Source organism: Lelliottia sp. JS-SCA-14 (assembly GCF_035593345.1).
GTDB classification, from domain to species: domain Bacteria; phylum Pseudomonadota; class Gammaproteobacteria; order Enterobacterales; family Enterobacteriaceae; genus Enterobacter; species Enterobacter wanjuensis.
In genome coordinates this window covers 931848-947943 of sequence record NZ_CP141606.1, presented here as the reverse complement: position 1 = coordinate 947943, position 16096 = coordinate 931848, and the positions used below count along the sequence as shown (strand labels likewise).

The following is a 16096-nucleotide window of genomic DNA, read 5'->3' as shown; positions in this document are numbered from 1 at the left end:
TAATTAATTGCACTACTAATATTAACTTTTTGTTAACTAAGGATGAGGGCGTGATAAGAATTGCAGGAGGCTGAAATGACGAAAGCCTGAATCATTGCTGATTCAGGCTTTCTAATGTGGCGGAACGGACGGGACTCGAACCCGCGACCCCCTGCGTGACAGGCAGGTATTCTAACCGACTGAACTACCGCTCCGCATTGTTCCCTTGGGAACGAGGCGAATATTACGGTTTGGTTCCGATCCCGTCAACGCTTTTTCTCAACTTTTGAATCAGTTGCTGCAAAATTCGCCCACACGGTGATTTTAGCAGCATAACAGGGCGCATTACGCGCGCCAGAGGCAGCTGCCGCCTTTCTTCTGCACGATATCCAGACGCGATTCGTGCGCGGCAACCTCTTCATCGCTGGCTAAAATGACCCGCAGGCGGCTCGCCTGACGCACCACGCGCTGAATACTCGTATCACCCGCCTGGCGGGTATCGTTTTCGTTGCTAAAGGCCATCGACGTCTGACCGCCCGTCATGGTCAGATACACATCCGCCAGAATCTGGGCATCGAGCAGTGCGCCGTGCAGCGTACGCTTGGTGTTATCTATTTCGTACCGCGAGCATAAGGCATCGAGGCTGTTACGCTTGCCGGGGAACATTTTCCTCGCCAGCGCCAGGCTATCGGTGACTTTACAGAAGGTGTTGGTTTTCGGGATATCGCGGTTGAGCTTGCTGAACTCATAGTCCATAAAGCCGATATCGAACGACGCGTTATGGATGACGAGCTCTGCCCCGCGAATGTAGTCCATGAATTCATCAGCAACCTCGGCGAAGGTCGGTTTATCCAGCAAAAACTCATCGGCAATTCCGTGAACGCCGAACGCTTCCGGGTCCACCAGCCGATCGGGCTTCAGGTAAACGTGGAAGTTATTGCCGGTGAGACGGCGGTTGATCACTTCAACGGCACCGATCTCAATGATCTTGTGTCCTTCGTAGTGCGCGCCAATCTGGTTCATACCGGTGGTTTCGGTATCGAGGACGATCTGTCGTGTAATTGCAGTGCTCATATCGGTCATTTATGTCAGACTCGTCGTTTTACTGATCATTTTCAAATACAGGAAGTCTACCAGAGATGACTAAGCAGGTAGAAATTTTCACCGATGGATCTTGCCTCGGGAATCCAGGGCCGGGCGGCTACGGCGCCATTTTGCGTTACCGTGAGCATGAGAAGACCTTTAATGAAGGCTTTCGTCTGACCACTAACAACCGCATGGAGCTGATGGCTGCCATCGTTGCGCTGGAAGCATTAAAAGAAGATTGCGATATCGTGATCAGCACCGACAGCCAGTATGTGCGTCAGGGCATCACCCAGTGGATCCACAACTGGAAAAAGCGTGGCTGGAAAACGGCCGATAAGAAACCGGTCAAGAATGTCGATCTCTGGAAACGTCTGGACGCGGCGCTGAGCCATCACACTATTAAGTGGGAGTGGGTGAAAGGCCACGCGGGACATCCGGAAAACGAACGTTGTGACGTTCTGGCACGCGAAGCGGCGATGAGTCCGATCCACGACGACGTGGGTTATCAGCCGGAATCCTGATCAGGGTTTGCGGTACTGTCGCGTCGCGCCGACGGTCTGACGAATGTGTGCTTTTGATTTGCTCTGCTTCATCGGGTTCAGCGTAAGAGGAACCGTTCGCTTACGCGCCACGATGAGCTGCATGCATCCGAGTGCTGGCAGATGGGTTGTCAGCATTTTCCCGCCTTTCCCCGCCCAGGGTAAAACCTGGAAGCCGCTGTAATACATCACTTCAAAATTGAGCAATGACAGCCAGTCGAGTTGACGGGTGAAGGTAAACATGCGGCTATTATAAGGTGGCGTGCGACGTAAAACCGGCACCAGCTTGCGCAGCCCCATCAGGCTTATCGGGTTGAAACCGCTGAGCACCAGCCAGCCGTCATCGATCAACACGCGATCCGCTTCGCGCAGCAAACGGTGCGGATCGGTGCACCAGGGCAAGGTGTGGGCCATCAGACAGGCATCGACAGATTTCTCAGCGAATGGTAAATGGAGCGGATCGGCTTTAACCTGAAGAGGATGGCCGTTAAGCGACACATTCACCTGATGAGAGATGGCGCAGCTTTCCGAGTTGATTTCCGCGCTGAGGTTGCCAATCTTAAGCAGATGAAAACCATACATTTTGGCAAACCAGGGATTGAGCTGGCGCTCGAGCGCCTCGCGATAGTATTCACCCCATCGCAACTGGGACCAGTGTTCTGGTGCTGAGACAATCTGAGGTATCCTTGCCGGCTTCATCAACACACCCGTTACGTTATGAGAGGTAATTTATGAATCTTATCAGCATTCCCGCGTTTCAGGACAACTACATCTGGGTTTTAGTGGACGAGGATCGGCGCTGCATTATTGTCGACCCAGGTGAAGCTGCGCCGGTTTTAACGGCGATCGAGGAAAACGGCTGGCAGCCTGAGGCCATTTTGCTGACTCACCATCATCACGATCACGTTGGCGGCGTTCCGGCTCTGCGGGCTAAATTTCCTCATTTAGTGGTATATGGTCCCGAGGAGACACAAGATAAAGGAACCACGCGGGTAGTCGAAGATGGCGAAAAAATCCTCATACTGGGATGCGATTTTTCTGTATTTGCCACACCAGGTCACACTTCCGGACACATTTCTTTCTTCAGTTTCCCTTATCTTTTCTGCGGAGACACAATGTTCTCCGGCGGCTGCGGGAGACTGTTCGAAGGCACGCCAACCCAGATGTATCAATCCTTCAAGAAAATTAATGCCCTTCCTGACGAGACGCTTATTTGTTGCGCGCATGAGTATACATTAGCAAATATGAAGTTTGCTTTGAGTATCCTGCCAGAGGATCCTGCGATTCAGGATTATTACTACAAAGTGAATGAGTTACGGGTAAAAAAACAAAATACACTGCCCGTAATTCTGAAAAATGAGCGCAAAATAAATTTATTTTTAAGAACCGATGGCGTTGATTTAATTAATAAAATTAACCAAGAAACAAATTTGCAACAACCTGAAGAACGTTTTGCATGGTTACGGTCAAAGAAAGATAACTTCTGACAATTGCGGGTTGCCTTTTAAAAAATTCGCCGTTATCATCGCTCGTCTTTTAAGCAACTATTGACACACACATGAAGGCAAAAGCGATATTACTCGCCTCTGTCCTGCTCGCGGGGTGCCAGAATACTGGTAACGTTCAGCAGCACGCACAGAGCCTTTCTGCAGCTGGTCAAGGGGAAGCAGGGAAGTTTACAAGTCAGGCGCGCTGGATGGACGATGGGACATCATTCGCGCAGGAACAGGACTTGTGGGCCTCCATTAGCGACGAGCTGAAGATGGGAATTCCGGAAAACAACCGGATTCGCGATCAGAAACAGAAGTATTTAAGTAATAAGAGCTATCTCCACGATGTAACTTTACGGGCAGAGCCGTATATGTACTGGATAGCAGGGCAAGTTAAGAAACGTAACATGCCCATGGAACTGGTACTACTACCCATAGTGGAGAGCGCTTTTGACCCGCACGCGACGTCTGGCGCCAATGCCGCAGGCATTTGGCAGATCATACCGAGCACAGGGCGCAATTATGGATTGAAACAGACTCGCGGCTACGATGCGCGTCGGGATGTGGTCGCTTCAACGACTGCGGCTCTCGATATGATGCAACGTCTGAATAAGATGTTTGACGGTGACTGGTTATTAACGGTCGCAGCGTATAACAGCGGTGAAGGTCGTGTACTGAAGGCAATGAAAGCGAACAAGGCGCGGGGTAAACCCACCGATTTTTGGTCCCTCTCATTGCCACAGGAAACCAAGCTTTACGTACCGAAGATGCTGGCTTTGAGCGATATTCTCAAGAACAGCAAACGTTATGGCGTCAAGCTGCCAACGTCCGACGAGAGTCGCGCGCTGGCCAGAGTGAGCCTCAGCAGCCCGGTTGATATGAAACAGGTTGCTGATATGACGGGTATGTCGGTGCAGAAGCTGAAGACCTTCAATGCAGGCGTGAAAGGCTCAACGCTGGGCGCCAATGGGCCTCAGTACGTACTGGTGCCGCAGAAGCATGCTGCGCAGCTACGTGAGTCGCTGGCATCCGGTGAAATCGCTGCCGTTCAGTCAACGCTGATCGCAGACGCTTCATCCGTCAGCAGCCGTAGCTATAAGGTTCGCTCAGGCGACACCATTTCAGGCATTGCATCACGTCTCGGCGTGAGCACGAAAGATCTGCAGCAGTGGAATAATCTGCGCGGTTCAAACCTGAAAGTGGGCCAGAACCTGACGGTTGGCGCAGGTAGCAGCGCACAGCGTCTCGCCCGCAACAGCGATAGCATTACCTATCGCGTACGCAAAGGTGATTCGCTGTCCAGTATCGCGAAAACGCACGGCGTGAACATCAAAGATGTGATGCGCTGGAACGACGATACGGCCAATCTGCAGCCAGGCGATCAGCTGACACTGTTTGTGAAAAACAGCATCACGCCAGATTCCTGACAGCCAGTCCGATAAAAAAAGGCACCGATTCCCCCGGTGCCTTTTTTGTTTCTGTTTATCCCGCTTTTTGCGCTTCGGCCAGAATCGTATCGCTGGTAAAAGATCCCTCTTCCTGCAATTCAAAGTACGCCTTCACTTCCGCCGAGGCACTCTCCTGATACAAACGAATCGCCTGGCTTAAAACATCCGGTGTGCGCATCCGCGCAATCCACGAGGAGAATTCGAGTGGCAGGCGGTCGGTTACCAGCGAGCGAGAGATTAAGCCGGCCTCGGTGATCATCGCGAACCATTCACCACTGGAATAATTGCGAACGTGTGACGTATCGCGCAGGGCTTCGACCGTTTGCAGCCAGATATCGCGCACCGGGTTTCCCGGCGACATGATATCCATGATGATAAAAATCCCGCCCGGCTTCAGCACACGCTTAATTTCGCGTAATGCCCGTCCCACGTCGTGCCAGTGATGCGCCGAGTAGCGGCTGATCACAATCTCAAAGGATTCATCGTCAAACGGCAGTGATTCGGCGTAGCCCTGTCGGGTCGAAATATTATTCAGCCCTTTCTCTTTCGCGGCCTGGGTGACAACCTCCAGCATCTGACCAGACAGATCGTAGGCCGTGACCTGCGCGACATGCTGCGCGGCGACAAAGCTGGCATGCCCTGCTCCACAGCCTAAATCGAGAACCTGCGCGTGCGGGAAGGCGGCCAGTCGCTCGCCAAGACGCACCAGATCGCGGCCAGAAGCGTGTACCGCGCTGGTCAGATAGGCGTTTGCCTGAGAGCCGAACTGTTTTTCTACGTTGTCATGATGGGATTGTGTTGTCATCGTACTGTCCTTTGGTTGTGAGAAAAATAAAGGGCAGTACCTGCGCAGGCCTGCCCGACGGCAGACCTGACGCACCATTACTTATCAGGTTTGCCGGGACTGAATTCGACTAGTAGTGGGTTGTGATCGGAGGCGCGCGTGACCAGCACAGAAGCTTCGTGCACGTTCAGACCACGGTAGAAGACAAAATCGAGCGGGCGACCAAAGGCTTTACGCCGCTGGTCGTCGGTAAAACGCACTTCGCGCAGGGACATCTCACGCGCAAAGCGATACAGGGCATTCATACGCGGACGACTCCAGGCATTGAAATCCCCCGCCATAATAATCGGCCCACTGTGATGCGCGATCTGATCGCCAATGGGAAGTAACTGCTTACTATAGACATCTACACCCAGACTGAAATTCACGGCGTGAATGTTCACCACCATCAGCAGGCGAGTATCCGGCAACGGATAGACGGTCACCAAAGCCGATTTTGCCAGTCGCAAAATAGGTTCGCGTTCACGCAGCGGGCAGCAATAAACCGGATGCGCAGCGGAGAGCGTCATGACGCCAGAGGGGTGTTGGGGTAAAACGAAAGCGGGAACCTGGTCGGCGGCCAGATAGTTAGTGGTCGCAAACCGGACCAGTTCAGGCGTGGTTTGCGCCTCCTGCAACAACACCAGATGCGCATCCTTACCAAAATTCTTCAGGACGGATAACCATTCTGCGCGCTGCTGCTTGAAGATGTTCCACACCAGCACGCGAATTTTGTCATCGCTGCTTAAGGGTGCGCCAGCGGGCAATGCCTGGCCAAGACTCGCAAACGAACCCGGAGGCAAAATTCTCTCCGCAGGCTGTCCGGCAATATAGCGCATGGCATAGGTATTTTTTCGCACTTTTGGAAACGACCTCTATAGCATTGAACCAGCCCGGAAAACGGACTGGTTCTACTGTTATAGGGATTTTAGGTCACACTTTCAACGCAATTACTCATAAACCTCTGTCTGGTTTTGTAAGCAAGCGCTAACTCATGCTTATCCCAGGGCAACGCGGGCCGGTTTATCCAGACGACCGCTCAGGCCAATCAGCAGGAAAGCAGCCAGAACGATCACCGCACCAATCCACGGCGTCTGCGCTAAACCAAAGTGCTCAACCGTTTGCCCGCCGATAATGGAACCCAGCGCGATGCCCACATTAAACGCCGCGATGTTGAGACCAGAGGCGACGTCTACGGCGTTAGGCGTGTACAGCTCGGCCTTCTGCACGACATAGACCTGCAGACCCGGTACGTTACCGAAGGCAAAGATACCCATCACCAGGATGGTTCCCAGGGCCGCGTACTGCATGGAGGCGGTAAACTGGAACACCATCAGCAACACTACCAGAGCCGCAAAAATGAATTTCAACGCGGGTACAGCACCGTGTTTATCGGCGAGTTTCCCACCCCAGATGTTACCGATCGCCACTGAGACGCCGTATCCCAGCAAGATCCAGCTCACCGCGCTCGGCGAGAAGCCTGCCAGGTCCTGCATCATCGGGGCCAGGAAGGTGAACGCTGTGAACACACCGCCGTAACCCAGAGCTGTGATGGCATAGATGATCAGCAGGCGAGGATGGGTCAGGACTTTCACCTGATCGCGAAGACTGGCACTCGCACGGCCCGGAATATTCGACGGCACAAGGATCGCGCTGGCAATCAGGGCGATCACACCCAACAGCGAAACGGCCAGGAAGGTTTCACGCCAGCCGAAATGCTGGCCGATAAAGGTCCCCAGCGGAACGCCGGTCACCAGTGCAACCGTTAAACCGCCGAACATAATGGCGATGGCAGATGCCGCTTTCTCTTTAGGTACCAGACTGGTTGCGATGGTTGAACCAATCGAGAAGAACACGCCGTGCGCGAGGCCGGTCAGCAGACGGGCAATCACCAGCGTGGTGTAGTCCGGGGCCTGCCAGGCCAGCATATTACCTGCAGTGAACAGCACCATCAGCCCCATCAACAGCTGTTTACGCGGAAAACGTCCGGTCAGCGCGGTCAAAACCGGTGCGCCAATCGCAACACCCAGCGCATAAATAGAGACCAGCAAACCGGCAGAAGGTAAAGAGATGGAAAGTTGATCGGCAATCGTAGGAACCAGACCTACGATGACAAATTCGGTCGTGCCGATTGCGAAGGCACTGATCGTCAGGGCCAGAAGCGCCAGTGGCATAAAATACTCCGTGTCATCAGGATTAAGATGACACGAAGTATGCGCCAGTGTTTAAATAACAAAAATGGTCAAAATCTCAATAGAATTTTGCAGGTGGTGCAACAATGAAAGCAACCTCAGAAGAGCTGGCAATCTTCGTGGCCGTAGTGGAAAGCGGGAGTTTTAGCCGGGCTGCGGAGCAACTGGGACAGGCCAATTCGGCAATAAGCCGCTCCGTCAAAAAGCTGGAAATGAAGCTCGGGGTGAGTTTGCTGAACCGGACAACGCGCCAGCTCAGCCTGACGGAGGAAGGAGAGCGCTATTTCCGTCGCGTGCAGTCGATTTTGCAGGAGATGGCCGCAGCAGAAACCGAGATCATGGAAACGCGGAGTACACCGCGTGGACTTTTGCGTATCGATGCGGCGACGCCCGTCGTATTGCATTTCCTGATGCCGCTGGTGAAACCCTTTCGGGAACGCTATCCCGAGATGACGCTGTCGCTTGTCTCTTCTGAAACCTTCATCAATCTGATTGAGCGTAAAGTGGACGTGGCGATCCGCGCCGGAACGCTGACTGATTCCAGCCTGCGTGCCCGTCCGCTTTTTACCAGCTACCGTAAAATCATCGCCTCTCCCGATTACATTGCGCAGTATGGAAAGCCGGAAACGGTAGAAGATCTGAAAAACCATCTTTGCCTGGGCTTCACCGAACCGTTATCGCTGAATACCTGGCCGATTGCCTGCAGCGACGGTCAGCTTCATGAGGTTACCAGTGGGTTGTCTTCTAACAGTGGAGAGACACTGAAACAGCTTTGCCTCAGCGGGAATGGGATCGCCTGCCTGTCTGACTATATGATTAATAAAGAAATAGCGCGGGGTGAACTGGTCGAGTTGATGGAGGATAAACGGCTGCCGGTAGAGATGCCGTTCAGTGCGGTGTATTACAGCGATCGTGCCGTCAGTACCCGGATTCGGGCGTTTATCGACTTTCTGAGCGACCATATAAAACAGCTCCCGAAGGAGCTGTGAGAGGGTTTTGAGGCTACAGAGGGTGGATTGAATTAATCCCAGTCTGGCGCTAAGCCTTCCGGGCTCACCAGGCGATCGTTGCAATCCAGCGCGGCGATCGCTTTTTTATCTTCATCGTCCAGCTGGAGATCCCGCGCCAGCAGATTACTCGCCAGGTTTTCACGTTTCGTTGAAGATGGGATCACGGCATAACCTTCGCCCATTGCCCACGCCAGGATGACCTGCGCAGCCGTTGCATTGTGCTTGTCAGCAATACCCGCAATCACCTCATCTTGCAGCGCCTTGCCGTAAGCCAGCGTCATGTAAGACGTGATGTGAATGCCGTGATCTTTTGCCCAGTCAACCACTTTGCGGTTTTGCAGATAAGGGGAAAGCTCAATCTGATTGGTCGCAATGTTTTCTGCACCAACGGCGGCAATCGCCTTCTCCATCAATGGGATAGTGAAGTTGGAGATCCCGATTTCGCGCGTCAAACCTTGCTCTTTGGCTTCCAGCAGCGCCTGCATGAACTCTTCAACAGACACGGCATCACCTGGAGAAGGCCAGTGGATCAGCGTCAGATCGACATAGTCAGTACGCAGCTTTTCCAGACTCTCTTTCAGACTTGGGATCAATTTGTCTTTGCTGAGGTTTTCAGTCCAGATCTTTGTCGTGATGAATAATTCTTTGCGCGGCACACCGCTTTCCTCAATCGCCTGACCTACAGCACCTTCGTTGCCATAGATTTGAGCCGTATCCACGGCGCGATAGCCTAACTCAAGCGCGGTTTTGACAGATGCGATGACAACGTCGTCTTTCAGGCGGAAGGTGCCGAGACCGAATGCAGGGATAGTCATAATTCCTCTTTAATCATAGTGTTCGTTAACTGAGGATGATTATCGCGTGTTATCGGTATGTTGAAAAAGGGCGAAAAATGCAGAGGATTTTTGCGTTTACAGCAATAATTAAACTGCAGACAAGAAAAAGCCCTGAGCGTTAGCTCAGGGCTCTCTTAATAAGTGGCGGAACGGACGGAATTCTATTTCATATCTGTAACAAACTGATAATTAATCGAATTCAAGATCCCCCCTTATCGCACTGGGCCATACCATAGTCCATTTTGGAAACGCTTAGCAATTAGCAAAGCTAACAATCGAACCTGACAACGTAGCTTACAAATCGTCATCCTTTCAAAGCACTATCCAGAGACATTTCGCTTTTTTTCGCCCTTCCTGAAGTTATTGCCCCCCAGCACCCCGAATAAGCGTATAGCGCTGGACCAACTGCTCCAGCCGCCTTTCAATTTCTTTCATCTGTGCGGCGGGCACCTCCCCGGCCTTCTGTTGTGCTTCTAACTGACGGAGCAACTCCTCAAGAGGTGGCGTGCGCTCCAGCGACTGACGAATGGCAAAGACCTGCGTTTTCAGCTCCGAACCGGTGATATAGCGCCCTTTTACACCATCCAGGGCGTTAAGCTGGGCCGTCAGTTGCTGTAATCGTTCTTGCGCCTGATGCCAGTCATTGAGCGACGCCTCGCTTGCCGCTTCACTGGTCAGTTGCTGTTGCCACGCCTGAGTCAGGGCTTTGGTTTGTTTTGATTCAGGCCATAGCGTCAACGCCTGTTGCACCAGTTGCTGGCGGTAATAGATACCCCATAGAGGTGAGACCTGATCAAGTTGCTGACGGGTGGCAGTCAACACAGGCGTTGCCAGCGAGGTCAGTTTGTCGGGTTGTTGCGCGATAAGCTGCTTCTGTTCTGCATCACTCAATACGACAGGAAGCGCCTGCACCGTTGCCATCAGACGAGTATCGAGTGAGCGTTGCTGCCATTGCTTCACACCCCACTGTCCCCCGCCGCCGATCAGCGCCATTGTCAGCGCACCCGTGATAAAAGCCCCCCATCTCCGACGACCATGAGGTACAGGAGGTAACGAATGATCGCTGCCATCGACCACATAGACAAACTGTGTGGACGGGGTCAGCGTGGTCTCCAGCACGGGAGGATTGCTCATTGCGGGCGAAAGTGACGATAATCCTCCCGCATCGCCATGGCTGTCCATGCTTTCCAGGCGTGCCGCAGCGGCATGAATAAGCGTGCGCAGCGTGTCAAACTGGCTCAGGTGCTTTAACTCAAGCTGTTGCAATGTGTCACATAACTGCCCCAATCGCTGCTCAATCTGATACAGCAGACCAAGGTCAGCGTACTGAAAATGCAAACCGCGCAGCACCTGCTGTAACCTGGAAACCAGGTTACTCAGGATATCCATCCGCGCATGGGCCTGCGGCGGCCAGACTGCCCCCCACTGATGGCGAACCAGTGCCGCTAGTATAGACAGCCCTTCATTGAGCCCCTGCAACCCACTGGTACGGGTGCGAGCCAGGGTGTACCAGGCACAGGTTTGTAGCTCAACACCATTCTGCCGGAACAGCGCCAGCGAAAGCTGTTCAGCTCTGTGCCAGTCAACATCCGGGCGTGCCGGGTGGGTCAGCTTGCTGATTTCATCGCGTAAAGCAATAAAGTCCGCCAGCGAGCGGGGATCTGACCCTGTTTTCAGGTTTTGCCTGGGTAGCGTATTCATATTGCGACTCCTTCTGTCAGATCATTTCCATATCGAGGTAGTGCTGCTGCTTCAGATGGCGTACCAGGATTTTGCCCTCCGGCATAAACTCCGTACCGTAGCGCACCAGGCCGACGCCCTTCAGTTCCGCATCAATGCCATAAGCCAGTTTTCCCGGTTCGACCTGAGTCAGCAACACTACGTTAATGGCTTTCAGACGCGGTTCGTACTTCAGTAATACCGCCGAGAGTTGTGTGATCAATTCATGTGCGGTGCCAGGCATCCCGTGCAGGATGATACTCATATCCGGCAGACCATAATCCGGGAGATGCGCCAGCGTACCCGCCCGGCAGTTCAGGATGCGTTGCATATTGTCGAGCACCGACAATATCAGCTGATTTTTTTCACTGACCTGTTGTAGCGCCAATCCACCGGAAAAACTGCCGAGCAACTGTTCGTAAAGCGAAGGCGAAAAAGAACCTGGCATTATTTCTCCTCAGACAGCAATTTCAGGGTATGAGTGCTCAGTTCAATGGTGCAGGGTTTATCGGCATCCAGTTCGTCTCGTTTCAGAACCAGACGCCAGCTATTTTGCTCGATATCCGGGGCACGGAAGAGGCCGACAACCGCCACATAATTAGCGTCTTTGTTCATCGGAACATCGAGCGGTTTGGCGCTTCCCGGTGTCACCACCAGACTGTTACTGGCCAGCAGATCGGCAGCCAGTAACGTTTCACCCTCATGAACCAGTTGCTCATAGCTGGCTTTATCAAAATTGCTCCGGTCTTTGAGCTGATAAACCCGGACCATCACCGCCTCCGGCGAAGGATCAGCTTCCTGGCTGTCTGTATTGAGCACGGCGCGGGCCGTAATATCCAGATGCAGGGTCTTAATCTGTTTGAAAAATAGCGATTTGGTGGTGGATGAGACGCTATCCGATACACTCTGCGTCAGTCCGCAACCTACCAGACAGAAAACCAGCACCGGAAGCAGAGATTTACAGAGACGGATGATGGTAATAGTTAACACGACGGTTTCCTTGTGTTGACTTTGCGGGTGACAGGCCGCAGTAATGGCCCAGTTCAACGGTATAGTATGACGGCATCGATGCGGGAACATCGTCCCCGGATAAACCCAGAACAGCGTTGAATCCCAGCAGGAGCGTGTCATTCCCCAGTAGTGGAGTTGGCAGTAGCCGGGTTGGTAGCGTCAATTCTGTCCGGGCTTTGTAGCGCCAGCCGAGGTAGACCCGCAGCAGCACCAAAAAATCGCGATAACACTGCCCTTCAGGTAGCCAGCCCTGCGCCTCGGACTGATTTTCGGTAAATAACGTGATCAGCAGTTGGCTGTTCACGTCCAGCGCTTCATCCCCCAGAACCGTTCGCCCGTCCAGCCACAGCGGCATGTCGTCATAAAACCCCGCTGGCGAGGCGATGGGTAACAGACCTTCAAGCCAACGGTCCAGCCCCCACCACAGTAGCGCGACGACCACAGTTGAGAGCCACAGTCGTACCGGCCAGTGGCTGAGCCACCGACGGACAATATGGCGACCCGGTGCCGGTGCCAGTATGGGTCGCGTCTGATTGAAATCAAACGCTGGCACCCGCTCGCTGAGTTGCGCAACCAGCTGTTCGCGCTCCGGCACCGACGATGACGCATAACCCCCGAGAAAACCCAGCATCAATGCACGATGAAAGCAGATCAGCACTGAGATGTCTGGCGCTGGCTCACGCAATACCTGACGCATCCGCTCGTAAAGCTGATTACCGGCCTCCAGCGTGCCGAAAAAATGCGTCTGTAGTGGTGAATTACACCACTGAACATAGGCATCATCTTCCTGATCCCGCCCTTTAACGGTTTCATCCAGCACCGCGCACTGGGTATACAGAATGTGCTGACAGCTTTGCTCACTGTGATCCGCCGCTTTTAGCACGCGCTGAATGGTTTCAATATCCGCGACACAACGCTGCCAGTATTTTCGCCCCTCTCCTTGCTGAAAACTCACCCCATGGCGCAGGCTGACTACCTGTAACCAGGTGTTCTGTAAGAGTTGATCGATATCACAGGGCTGGAGTGGGAAGACCTTTATTTCACTCATGTTCTCAGTACCGCAAACAGTTCAAGCTGAAGCTCTCCGAATGTCCCGGGAACGTAAAAGACGCAACTGCCCGCCGCCAGCATCGGAATAGCCGCCGTATGGGTAAGATCGAGTGAGAAATACTGATTTTCCAGCCGAAGGGGAATCGCCGCAGGAACGTGGCTCAACGGGCGCAGCGGCACACCATACATCGCCACATTCACCACATTATTCACATCATCCGGGCTGCCGATTTTGCACAACTGCGGAAACTGCGTCTGAAGCTGTGCTGCTGGCAGCGGCGAGCGTACCGACAGATAGAGATCCATGCCTTCACTATCCCGCAACCGTGGATCGTGCAAGTGCGCCAGCCAACGGTTAAGGCGAGGATCGTGCTCCAGAGCAATCGCCACCACCCTCGACGGTAAACTGGCCTCTAGCAGCTCATTGAGCAGGGTAAATAACGGTGGAAAAACACCTGACAGATCGCCATGCTGGTAGACGGGAATGGCGGTAATTTCATGAGCCAGCGAAAACGTCAGGAGATGACCTGCGAGCCGAGCCAGTTCCTGATACAGCCTTTCAGGATGTACCTGCCGGTAACGCTGAAAATTCCCCAGCACCGGTTCAGCCCCGTTCAGGGCATTCAGCAGCCAGAACAGGGATACATCCGCAACAGCAAAATCAGCCATGCGCTCGTTACTCTCGCGGCGCATCCCCATAAGGCGACTGATCCGCGCACGCAACTGCGCCATCATCAGCTCCAGCTGTTCACACAATCCGGGGCTGGCGTGCAGACTCAGCAATGGCGCGATAAACTCTCCATCCTGGGCCCAGTTACCCTGCGTGTCCCGCACTAATCTCACCAGAGGACAGACCTGATAGTCGCTGTTCTGTTGAGTATTGAGGCGCAACGTAAGTTCGTGATGCATCACGGCAACCTGCCGGGTATCGTCCCCGAAGGCATTACAGATATCACGCCAGCGCTGTCTATAACGTACCGGGCGTTCAGCGATCTCTTCGGGCTGCAGGCAGTTCCCCCCATTCGGGTAGAGCTGAGGCAGTGCCAGCATCACCACCACACTGTTAACATTCGCGGGAATGAGATCCGCCAGCTCCAGTGTCAACGGCAACGGATCGGCGCAATCCGTATCGATAAGCGTCCCATCCTGAAAACGGACACTCAGATGACGCGCTTTCACACGCCCCTGGCGAAGGGCATCGGGATCCATATCGGTCCGCAATACCCCCCAGGGATGCATCACGCCCATACCAGCAATACATTCGCGGCTCCAGGCTTCAAAAGAAGCCTGCTGCTGAAACTGCTGCGGGGACATCATCATCCCCCGCGCCCACAGTGGACGTTCAATGATCATCACAGGCTCCGGTTACGATTTGCCTTTCGGCATTTGCGAAACCAGCGACAGATTGACGTCCATCCCTTCAACCTGGAAGTGCGGAATGGCATAAAGACGCACCCGGAAGAAGCCTGGATTGTCCTCAATATCTTCCACCGCCACCCGGGCATCACGCAGCGGATGAGAAGCCTGTAAGTCATCACCCGGATCGGTCATTTCCGTCACCAGACTACGCACCCAGTTATTCAACTCCAGTTCCAGCAGGCGGCGATCTTTCGTCGTGCCGATATTTTCACGCTGCAGAATCTTCAGATAATGCGCAATACGGGACAGCAGGAACACATAAGGTAAACGGGTATTAATGCGGCTGTTCGCGGTGGCATCCGGTGTATCAAACTGCGCAGGACGCTGGGTGGAGTTCGCCGAGAAGAAACAGGCATAATCACGGTTTTTGTAGTAGGACAGGGGAATAAAGCCCAGATTAGAGAATTCAAATTCTCGTGTTTCCGGGATCATTATCTCTGAAGGAATTTTCACCTGATTGCCGGTGCCGAGATCGTACAAATGGATCGGCAAATCAGGGACGGCTCCACCTGCCTGCGGACCACGGATCTGGACGCACCAACCATTCTTAACGAAACTTTTCACCATGTTGGCAGCGAAGGCAAAGGAGGCATTCGTCCAGAGATATTTGTCATGGTCGTCGCCCTTCACTTCTTCGACATAATTGAAGCTACGCACGGGCAAAGTATCCGGCCCATACGGCAGGCGAGCCAGAACACGCGGCATTGTCAGACCGATATAACGGGAATCATCAGACTCGCGGAAGGCTTTCCACTTAATGTATTCCGCACGTTCAAAGTAGTTGCCGATATCTTTAATGGCAGCCACTTCTTCCATAGAGTCTTTGAGAAAGAACTCGGGGCCTACTGAGCCAATAAAAGGCATATGGGCTGAAGCCGCCACTTTCGAGATATTACGCAGCAGGGTGATATCTTGCGCAGTAGCATCAAATTCATAGTTGGAAATCATTGAAGCAATGGGTTCGCCACCGGGGGTGTCATATTCTTCAATATACGTGTGCCGATACAGGCCGCTTTGAATGATTTCCGGACAATCTTCAAAATCCTGTCTCAAATCATCCTTGGAGATATCCAGTAGCTCAATTTTTGTATTCCGGCGAAAATCAGTACGTTTAACCAGGAAATCCAGACCCCGCCAGAGTGACTCTACTTTCTGAAAATCTGGATGATGCATTACCACATCAAGCTGGCGGCTAATCTGGTGGTCAAGTTCGGCGATGTGACCATCGAGCAGGACTTTATCGAGCTTATCAACTGGCTGACCGGAATGTTTAAGGCGCTCCAGAAATACCTGCATAGCAGCTGTCAGGCGCTCACCGGTCGAGACATCGGATAATACCTGGCTGTCTTGAAAAGCAGTGATATCACCGAATTCTGAGACGGGTGTCAGGTTAATTTTTTCAAACAGGGAAGAATAGATACCGCCTGTTTCAGGGCGTTCCAGCACGGTCGTCTGGCTGCCGTGGGTCTGTTCAGTTTTAACTGTCATCAGCAT

Annotated in this window: 14 protein-coding genes, 1 tRNA gene and 3 pseudogenes; 4 read left to right on the top strand and 14 right to left on the bottom strand. The window is 53.1% G+C overall.

Annotated features, from left to right (window positions below; translation table 11 throughout):
• Nucleotides 1-117 precede the first annotated feature (117 nt).
• A tRNA-Asp gene (locus U9O48_RS04465) sits at nucleotides 118-194 on the bottom strand.
• Nucleotides 195-324: 130 nt separating this feature from the next.
• Nucleotides 325-1053: a DNA polymerase III subunit epsilon gene (dnaQ, locus tag U9O48_RS04460; RefSeq protein WP_282492762.1), complete on the bottom strand. Its 729-nt coding sequence runs from the start codon at nucleotides 1051-1053 to the stop codon at nucleotides 325-327.
• Between dnaQ and rnhA the strand changes: the two are divergent.
• Nucleotides 1007-1586: pseudogene (gene rnhA / locus U9O48_RS04455) on the top strand (ribonuclease HI). The gene dnaQ and the pseudogene rnhA sit on opposite strands and share 47 nt — an antisense overlap.
• Here rnhA and U9O48_RS04450 read toward each other — a convergent pair.
• Nucleotides 1587-2303, bottom strand: a complete 717-nt coding sequence (locus U9O48_RS04450; protein WP_282492763.1) for a class I SAM-dependent methyltransferase — start codon at nucleotides 2301-2303, stop codon at nucleotides 1587-1589.
• A 32-nt stretch (nucleotides 2304-2335) separates the two neighbouring features.
• Between U9O48_RS04450 and gloB the strand changes: the two genes are divergently transcribed.
• Together gloB and mltD are read left to right on the top strand one after the other, a co-directional pair.
• Nucleotides 2336-3091: a hydroxyacylglutathione hydrolase gene (gloB, locus tag U9O48_RS04445; RefSeq protein WP_285149844.1), complete on the top strand. Its 756-nt coding sequence runs from the start codon at nucleotides 2336-2338 to the stop codon at nucleotides 3089-3091.
• Nucleotides 3092-3162: 71 nt separating this feature from the next.
• Nucleotides 3163-4521 carry a murein transglycosylase D gene (mltD, locus tag U9O48_RS04440; RefSeq protein ID WP_282492765.1) on the top strand — a complete coding sequence of 453 codons (1359 nt, stop codon included), beginning with the start codon at nucleotides 3163-3165 and terminating at the stop codon, nucleotides 4519-4521.
• Nucleotides 4522-4576: 55 nt separating this feature from the next.
• Here the strand turns inward: mltD and U9O48_RS04435 are convergent, their stop codons facing one another.
• The 3 genes from U9O48_RS04435 to U9O48_RS04425 all read right to left on the bottom strand — a co-directional run bounded on the left by U9O48_RS04435 (nucleotide 4577) and on the right by U9O48_RS04425 (nucleotide 7539).
• Nucleotides 4577-5347, bottom strand: coding sequence for a class I SAM-dependent methyltransferase (locus U9O48_RS04435; protein WP_285149843.1), 771 nt, complete (start codon nucleotides 5345-5347; stop codon nucleotides 4577-4579).
• 77 nt (nucleotides 5348-5424) lie between these two features.
• Nucleotides 5425-6225, bottom strand: coding sequence for an endonuclease/exonuclease/phosphatase family protein (locus U9O48_RS04430; protein WP_282492767.1), 801 nt, complete (start codon nucleotides 6223-6225; stop codon nucleotides 5425-5427).
• Nucleotides 6226-6363: 138 nt separating this feature from the next.
• Complete coding sequence (locus U9O48_RS04425) at nucleotides 6364-7539, bottom strand: MFS transporter (protein ID WP_285149842.1); 1176 nt, start codon at nucleotides 7537-7539, stop codon at nucleotides 6364-6366.
• A 104-nt stretch (nucleotides 7540-7643) separates the two neighbouring features.
• Between U9O48_RS04425 and yafC the strand changes: the two are divergent.
• Nucleotides 7644-8557 (top strand): annotated as a pseudogene (gene yafC / locus U9O48_RS04420) (DNA-binding transcriptional regulator YafC).
• Nucleotides 8558-8578: 21 nt separating this feature from the next.
• Here yafC and dkgB read toward each other — a convergent pair.
• The 8 genes and pseudogenes from dkgB to tssC form a co-directional block, all read right to left on the bottom strand.
• Nucleotides 8579-9382 carry a 2,5-didehydrogluconate reductase DkgB gene (gene dkgB, locus U9O48_RS04415; RefSeq protein ID WP_285149840.1) on the bottom strand — a complete coding sequence of 268 codons (804 nt, stop codon included), beginning with the start codon at nucleotides 9380-9382 and terminating at the stop codon, nucleotides 8579-8581.
• 381 nt (nucleotides 9383-9763) lie between these two features.
• The gene (locus U9O48_RS04410; protein WP_285149838.1) at nucleotides 9764-11104 is read right to left on the bottom strand and encodes a VasL domain-containing protein; all 1341 of its coding nucleotides are present in this window, start codon (nucleotides 11102-11104) and stop codon (nucleotides 9764-9766) included.
• A 16-nt stretch (nucleotides 11105-11120) separates the two neighbouring features.
• Nucleotides 11121-11570 carry a type VI secretion system baseplate subunit TssE gene (gene tssE / locus U9O48_RS04405; protein ID WP_285149837.1) on the bottom strand — a complete coding sequence of 150 codons (450 nt, stop codon included), beginning with the start codon at nucleotides 11568-11570 and terminating at the stop codon, nucleotides 11121-11123.
• Nucleotides 11570-12112: a type VI secretion system lipoprotein TssJ gene (gene tssJ, locus U9O48_RS04400; protein ID WP_285145347.1), complete on the bottom strand. Its 543-nt coding sequence runs from the start codon at nucleotides 12110-12112 to the stop codon at nucleotides 11570-11572. The genes tssE and tssJ overlap by 1 nt, the downstream gene beginning before the upstream one ends.
• A complete protein-coding gene (locus U9O48_RS04395; protein WP_324724376.1) occupies nucleotides 12081-12488 on the bottom strand; it encodes a type VI secretion system baseplate subunit TssG in 408 nt (135 codons plus the stop codon). The genes tssJ and U9O48_RS04395 overlap by 32 nt, the downstream gene beginning before the upstream one ends.
• Nucleotides 12489-12506: 18 nt before the next feature.
• A pseudogene (gene tssL, locus U9O48_RS04390) lies at nucleotides 12507-13181 on the bottom strand (type VI secretion system protein TssL, short form); the annotation flags it as partial.
• Nucleotides 13178-14536, bottom strand: a complete 1359-nt coding sequence (tssK, locus tag U9O48_RS04385) for a type VI secretion system baseplate subunit TssK (protein WP_324723613.1) — start codon at nucleotides 14534-14536, stop codon at nucleotides 13178-13180. The gene tssK and the pseudogene tssL, both read right to left, overlap by 4 nt.
• Nucleotides 14537-14548: 12 nt before the next feature.
• Entirely contained in the window at nucleotides 14549-16096 is a 1548-nt protein-coding gene (gene tssC, locus U9O48_RS04380; RefSeq protein ID WP_285143695.1) for a type VI secretion system contractile sheath large subunit, read from the bottom strand.

Excerpts from the sequence above, each read along its gene's own strand:
- dnaQ (WP_282492762.1), bottom strand. The coding sequence starts at position 1,053 with ATGAGCACTGCAATTACACGACAGATCGTCCTCGATACCGAAACCACC.
- U9O48_RS04450 (WP_282492763.1), bottom strand. The coding sequence starts at position 2,303 with ATGAAGCCGGCAAGGATACCTCAGATTGTCTCAGCACCAGAACACTGG.
- gloB (WP_285149844.1), top strand. The coding sequence starts at position 2,336 with ATGAATCTTATCAGCATTCCCGCGTTTCAGGACAACTACATCTGGGTT.
- mltD (WP_282492765.1), top strand. The coding sequence starts at position 3,163 with ATGAAGGCAAAAGCGATATTACTCGCCTCTGTCCTGCTCGCGGGGTGC.
- U9O48_RS04435 (WP_285149843.1), bottom strand. The coding sequence starts at position 5,347 with ATGACAACACAATCCCATCATGACAACGTAGAAAAACAGTTCGGCTCT.
- U9O48_RS04425 (WP_285149842.1), bottom strand. The coding sequence starts at position 7,539 with ATGCCACTGGCGCTTCTGGCCCTGACGATCAGTGCCTTCGCAATCGGC.
- dkgB (WP_285149840.1), bottom strand. The coding sequence starts at position 9,382 with ATGACTATCCCTGCATTCGGTCTCGGCACCTTCCGCCTGAAAGACGAC.
- U9O48_RS04410 (WP_285149838.1), bottom strand. The coding sequence starts at position 11,104 with ATGAATACGCTACCCAGGCAAAACCTGAAAACAGGGTCAGATCCCCGC.
- tssE (WP_285149837.1), bottom strand. The coding sequence starts at position 11,570 with ATGCCAGGTTCTTTTTCGCCTTCGCTTTACGAACAGTTGCTCGGCAGT.
- U9O48_RS04395 (WP_324724376.1), bottom strand. The coding sequence starts at position 12,488 with ATGCCGCTGTGGCTGGACGGGCGAACGGTTCTGGGGGATGAAGCGCTG.
- tssK (WP_324723613.1), bottom strand. The coding sequence starts at position 14,536 with ATGATCATTGAACGTCCACTGTGGGCGCGGGGGATGATGATGTCCCCG.
- tssC (WP_285143695.1), bottom strand. The coding sequence starts at position 16,096 with ATGCTGATGACAGTTAAAACTGAACAGACCCACGGCAGCCAGACGACC.